We start from the raw sequence: 1,563 nt of genomic DNA, 5'->3' as shown, positions 1-1,563 counted from the left end.
AGGTTATGGCCACATTGGAGTCCTTGGCCGAGGTGCCCGAAGCGCCGCCGACGCCGCCGCTGCCGCCGATCGACTGCGCCAGTATGCCGTGCGAATAGGCCTTCTCGGTCTGGATCCAGCCGCTGTTTTCGACATTGACCTTGCCACCGTTACCGCCAACGTTGCCGGACCCGCCCAGTGACAGGTTGACACTGACTTCCGATTCATCGGTGTGACCGGTGCTTTCGCCGGCGCCACCGGCGCCACCGCCGCCACCCACCGACTGTGCGAAGATGCCGATGGAACGCTCCTGCTGGGTCCAGATGCCGGCCGTGGCGAGATTGAAGACGTCGACTTGGAAAGCGCTGCCCCCGCCGCCGCCTGCCCCGCCAAGCGCCCCACCGATCGCATATTTACCCAATACGCCCGATGTCGCCGAGCCGCCGACACCACCACCGCCGCCGATCGAGTTGGCGCTGATACCATACGAATCGGCGCCGTCGGTCACGATCAGGCTCCGGTTGGTTACAGAGACCGTGCCGCCATTGCCGGCGCCGCCCGCGGCGAGGCCGATCGCCGCGCCGATGCCGACGGACGTCTCGCCTTCACTGCCTCCGCCAACGATCTCCTCGTCGGTCGAAGCCGCGCCGCCGCCGCCGCCGACCGACATCGCCAGGATACCGATGGAATTGAAGCCCTGGGTCCGGATTACCCCGGAATTGTCGACATGCACGCCGGCGCCGATGACGTTGTTGCCGTCATCCAGGCGGAACAACGCCGCATCGTTGCCGGAGCCGCCCGAACCGCCAATGCCGACATTGACGGTGACACTCGTCTCGCTGGTGCCGCCAAGGTGGAACGCCTTGGCGTTGCTCGATCCGCCCATGCCGCCGCCGCCGCCCAGCGATTGCGCGACGATGCCTGAGGAGAAATCGCCCTTGGTCGTCAAATTGCCGGTGTTGATCACGTCGACCGCGCCGGAGATATTGCCGGTGCCGCCCCCGCCTCCGACGGTCACGTTGGCCGCAACGTTGACGCCTTGGCCGCCGCCCAGATCGGCGGTCGCACCGTTGGTCGAGCCGCCATTGCCGCCGCCGCCGCCGATCGACTGCGCAAGGATCGCCGCGCTCATGTCGCCATCCGTCTGCACCGTCATGGCATTGTGGACGAGCACATCGTCGCTGACATTGCCGTCGCCGCCGCCGCCGCCGATGCTCACGGTCGCGTTGACGCTGACATTGACGCCGTAACCGCCAGCCGCCGCCCAGGAATCGCCGCCATTGCCGCCGCTGCCGGCAACCGACTGGGCAAGAATGCCGCCAGCCTGGTAACCCTTGGTGACGATGCTGCCGCCGCCGCTGAGGCCGGTATCGACGATCACCAGGTCGCTCCTGCCACCGTCGCCGCCCCAGCCGCCGACAGTAACGCCGAGGCTGACATTGACGCCGTTGCTGACCGAGCCGGCCATCGTGGCCGCACGGCCACCATTGCCGCCGCCGCCGCCAATCGACTGTGCCACGATGCCGCCCGAGCCGACCGCGTCGGTGTCGGCGATGATGTTGCCGTCCGCCCTGACCGTAACCT

The 1,563-nt window shown here is 67.8% G+C and carries 1 pseudogene; it reads right to left on the bottom strand.

Going from position 1 to position 1,563, the window contains the following annotated elements:
* Positions 1-1,563 (bottom strand): annotated as a pseudogene (locus EOB80_RS34785) (autotransporter outer membrane beta-barrel domain-containing protein); the annotation flags it as partial.

It is taken from the genome of Mesorhizobium sp. M7A.F.Ca.MR.245.00.0.0 (assembly GCF_003997415.1).
GTDB lineage: Bacteria > Pseudomonadota > Alphaproteobacteria > Rhizobiales > Rhizobiaceae > Mesorhizobium.
The sequence above is the reverse complement of the archived record's forward strand: the minus strand, read 5'-3'. Positions and strand labels throughout refer to the sequence as shown.